Raw genomic sequence first — 4,176 nt, forward strand, 5'->3', positions numbered from 1 at the left:
GCCGACGGCGGGGACGTGCGCTACGCCGTGGTCGTCCCCACCGCCGACGAGGAGCCGCTGCGCTACCACGCGTGGGTCGCGGGACGGCGCGCGTACGTACGGGAAGCATCCGGCGGCCGCCTCGGCTACCTCCACGTACCCGACATGCAGGGCCCCGGCTGGGCGCAGCTCCACCGCGACCTGCGCGTCGAAGTCGCCCGCGAGGGCCTGGTGGTCGACGTCCGCGACAACCGCGGCGGGCACACCTCGCAGCTCGTCGTGGAGAAGCTGGCGCGGCGCGTCGTCGGCTGGGACGCGGGCCGCGGGCTCCAGCCCGTCAGCTACCCGATGGACGCCCCGCGCGGGCCCGTGGTCGCCGTGGCCAACGAGTTCTCCGGCTCCGACGGCGACATCGTCAGCGCCGCGATCCGGGCGCTGGGCATCGGGCCGCTCGTCGGGCGGCGCACCTGGGGCGGGGTTGTCGGCATCGACAGCCGCTACCCGCTCGTCGACGGCACGCTGGTGACGCAGCCGAAGTACGCCATCTGGCTCGAAGGACCGGGCTGGGGCGTGGAGAACCACGGCGTGGAGCCGGACGTGGACGTGCTGCTCACGCCGGAGGACTGGGCGCAGGGGCGCGACCCGCAGCTGGAGACGGCGGTGCGGCTGGCGCTGGAGTCGCTGGAGCGCAGCCCGGCGGCGGTGCCGCCGGAGGTGCCGGGTGCGGACCCGGCGGGGTCGGAGTCCCCGGAGTCGCCGGGTTCATCGGGTGCGTCGGGGCCGGCGGATGCCGGGGAGTCCCCGGCGGGGGAGTAGCTGCGGGTCACCGGGTACGGGCCGCGGGGTACCATGCGGCCCGTACCGCCCGACTCGTACGAAGGAGGCCGGGAACATGGCCGGGGAGCCGCAGGCCGACTGCCTGTTCTGCAAGATCACCGCGGGGGAGGTGCCCGCGACCGTCGTCCGCGAGACCGCGACGACGATCGCCTTCCGCGACATCAACCCGCAGGCGCCCACCCACGTCCTCGTCATCCCCAAGGCCCACTACGCGGACGCCGGCACCCTCGCCGCCGCCGACCCGCAGCTCGTCGCCGACCTGCTGCGCGAGACCGCCGAGGTCGCCGCCGAGGACAAGATCGACGCCACCGGCTACCGCGTCGTGTTCAACACCGGCGCGGGCGCCGGCCAGACCGTCTTCCACGTGCACGCCCACGTCCTCGGCGGCCGCGGCCTGAACTGGCCGCCCGGGTAGCGCGGGCCGCCCGGACTTGTCCGCCCGCGAACTCGTCGTCCTCGGGACCGCCAGCCAGGTCCCCACCCGCCAGCGCAACCACAACGGCTACGTGCTGCGCTGGGACGGCGACGGCATCCTCTTCGACCCCGGCGAGGGCACGCAGCGCCAGATGCTGCGCGCCGGCGTCGCCGCGTACGGCCTGCACCGCATCTGCGTCACCCACTTCCACGGCGACCACTGCCTGGGCCTGCCCGGCATCATCCAGCGCATCAACCTCGACCGCGTCCCGCACCCCGTGACCGTCCACTTCCCGGCCGGCGGGCGGCACTTCTACGAGCGGCTCCGGTACGCGAGCGCGTACCGGGAGACCGCGACGATCGAGGCGGGCCCGGTCGAGGCGGACGGCGTGATCGCCACCACGCCCGCGTACACCCTGGAGGCCCGCCGGCTGCACCACCCCGTGGACGCGTACGGCTACCGCCTCGTCGAGCCGGACGGCCGCCGGATGCTCCCCGGCCTCCTCGCGCGCGCGGGCATCGCGGGCCCGGACATCTCGCGCATGCAGCGCGAGGGTTCGCTGCGGGGCGTGCGGCTGGAGGAGGTCTCGGAGGTGCGCCGCGGGCAGCGGGTCGCGTTCATCATGGACACGGGGCTGTGCGAGGGGGTGTACGCGCTCGCGGAGGAGGCGGACCTGCTGGTCATCGAGTCGACGTTCCTGGGCGCGGAGACCGCGCTGGCCGTCGAGTACGGGCATCTGACGGCGGCCCAGGCGGCGGGGGTGGCGATCGCGGCGGGCGTGCGGCACCTGGTGCTGACGCACTTCTCGCAGCGCTACCCGGACCCGGGGGACTTCGCCCGCGAGGCCCGGGAGGCCGGGTACGAAGGGCCGCTGACGGTGGCGACGGACCTGGGCAGGGTGGCGGTGCCGGCGCGGCGCTGAGGGCGGCGGCGGGGCGGGGAGCACGGTGCGGCGGGCCGTTGTCAGTGGGCTGGGGCAGACTGGCCTCAGTCGGACAAGTGTTCCGTTCCCGGTGTGGAGGGAGGCGCCGACATGACCACTGGCCCGTCCGCCGCAGCCGTGGCGGCCGTGGACCCGCTGAAGCACGTGCGCGGCCCCGCGGACCCGGCGATCGACGTCTACCTGACCGGGACGGTCTTCCTCGACATCGTCTTCACCGGCCTGGACAGCGCCCCCGTCCGCGGTACGGAGTCCTGGGCCCGCGGCATGGGCTCCAGCCCCGGCGGCGTGGCGAACATGGCGACGGCCCTGGCCCGCCTCGGCCTGCGGACGTCGCTGTCCGCCGCCTTCGGCGACGACGTCTACGGCGACCACTGCCAGGAGGCCCTGGCGGGCGAGGGCGTCGACGTGTCCCTGTCCCGGACGTGCCGCGGCTGGCACTCGCCGGTCACGGTCTCCATGGCGTACGACGGCGAGCGCACCATGGTCTCCCACGGCCACGAGGCGCCGCCCCCCGACGAGCCCCCGCGCTGCCCGCCGCCGAGCCGCGCCTGCGTCGCGTCCCTCGACCCGGGCCGGCGGCAGCCGTGGATCGAGCAGGCCGCGCTGCACGGCAGCCGCGTCTTCGCCGACGTCGGCTGGGACGACACCGGGCGCTGGGACCTCGCGGAGATCCCGGAGCTGGCGCAGTGCGAGGCGTTCCTGCCGAATGCCGCGGAGGCCATGCGCTACACCCGGACGGCCTCGCCGCGCGCGGCCGCCCACGCGCTCGCGGAGCACGTGCCGGTGGTGGTCGTCACGATGGGCGCCGAGGGTGCGTACGCGGTGGACGGGCGCACGGGCGAGAGCGCCGAGGTGCCGGCGATATCGGTGGCCGCGCTGGACACCACGGGCGCCGGGGATGTCTTCGTCGCCGGCTTCGTCACCACGTCGCTCGCCGGGTACGCGCTGCCCGACCGGCTGGCGCTGGCGGGGCTCACGGCGGCGCTGTCGGTGCAGGAGTTCGGCGGCTCCCAGTCGGCCCCGGGGTGGACGGAGGTGGCGGCGTGGTGGGAGCAGATACGCACGGTCGAGGAGCAGGACCCCCAGGCGCTCGCGCGGTACGCGTTCCTGGACGGCATCACGCCGTGCGCCCCGCGCGGCTGGCCGCTGCGCCGGGCGGTCCCGACGATCGGCTTCCGCCCGGAGCGGGACCCGGGGACGGGGCCGGAGGTGCCGTAGGGGGCGGGGCGGGGCGGGGGAGCGGGGTGCGGACGGGCGGGACGCGCCGCGGTCGTACGGGCGTCGGAGGGCAGTCGTACGAACGGCGGTCGTACGGACTACAGGCGTACGGACGGCGGGCATCGAACGGCGGTCCTACGGACGGCGCCGTGCCGGCACCGCCGTCGCCCCGGGTCGCGCTGCCGGGGCCGTCAGGCGCGGACCGTGTCGCGGAGTTCGCCGTCCGGGGCGGCCAGCAGGACCGGCGTGCCCGGGCCGCCCAGGTCGCGGACGGCCGCGAGGTCCGCGTCCGCCGGAGCCTCGGCCTCGGTGACGACGGCGGCGGCCTCCAGCGAGGTCGCCCCGCTGGCGACGGCCATCGCCACCGCGGTCTGCAGCGCGGTCAGCCGCAGGGACTCCAGCGCCACGGTGCCGGCGACGTAGGTGCGGCCGGTCTCGTCCCGTACCGCCGCGCCCTCCAGCACGGCGTTGCGCGCCCGCGTACTGCGGGCCAGCGTGACGATCTTGCGGTCCTCGGGGTCCAGCGGGCTGCTCTCGCTCATACCGGCGAGCATACGAACCCCGTCCCGCAGCCGCCCACCGGGCCACCCCCGCCGCCCACCGCGGGCACCGGCAGTCAGCCGTCCTCGGCGCGGTCATCGCGTTCTTCCACCTCTGGGCGGTCGTCGCGTACGCGCTGACGGTGACCTCCGGCCTGCCGGACGAGCAGCAGGGCCTGGCCACCGGCGTCGTCACCAGCGCCCAGCAACTCGGCCTGACCGTCGGCATCCCGTTCCTCAGCGCC

Annotated in this window: 5 protein-coding genes; 4 read left to right on the forward strand and 1 reads right to left on the reverse strand. The window is 76.0% G+C overall.

The genetic code is table 11. The features are described from left to right. From H5J30_RS19955 to H5J30_RS19970, 4 genes are all read left to right on the forward strand, one after another. Positions 1-795: S41 family peptidase (locus H5J30_RS19955; RefSeq protein WP_258563426.1), on the forward strand; the 795-nt coding region annotated here is incomplete at its 5' end. Positions 796-871: 76 nt separating this feature from the next. Continuing rightward, positions 872-1,231 carry a histidine triad nucleotide-binding protein gene (locus H5J30_RS19960; RefSeq protein WP_181788772.1) on the forward strand — a complete coding sequence of 120 codons (360 nt, stop codon included), beginning with the start codon at positions 872-874 and terminating at the stop codon, positions 1,229-1,231. A 16-nt stretch (positions 1,232-1,247) separates the two neighbouring features. Beyond that, positions 1,248-2,153 (forward strand): ribonuclease Z, encoded by a 906-nt coding sequence (locus H5J30_RS19965; protein ID WP_181788773.1) that lies wholly within the window; start codon positions 1,248-1,250, stop codon positions 2,151-2,153. A 111-nt stretch (positions 2,154-2,264) separates the two neighbouring features. Beyond that, a complete protein-coding gene (locus H5J30_RS19970) occupies positions 2,265-3,392 on the forward strand; it encodes a PfkB family carbohydrate kinase (RefSeq protein WP_181788774.1) in 1,128 nt (375 codons plus the stop codon). A gap of 191 nt (positions 3,393-3,583) precedes the next feature. Here the strand turns inward: H5J30_RS19970 and H5J30_RS19975 are convergent, their stop codons facing one another. Continuing rightward, a complete protein-coding gene (locus H5J30_RS19975; RefSeq protein ID WP_181788775.1) occupies positions 3,584-3,946 on the reverse strand; it encodes a cytidine deaminase-like protein in 363 nt (120 codons plus the stop codon). Between the last annotated feature and the right edge of the window lie 230 nt (positions 3,947-4,176).

Origin of the sequence: Streptomyces phytophilus, assembly GCF_013870535.1 — a bacterium.
Classification (GTDB): Bacteria; Actinomycetota; Actinomycetes; order Streptomycetales; family Streptomycetaceae; genus Streptomyces; species Streptomyces phytophilus.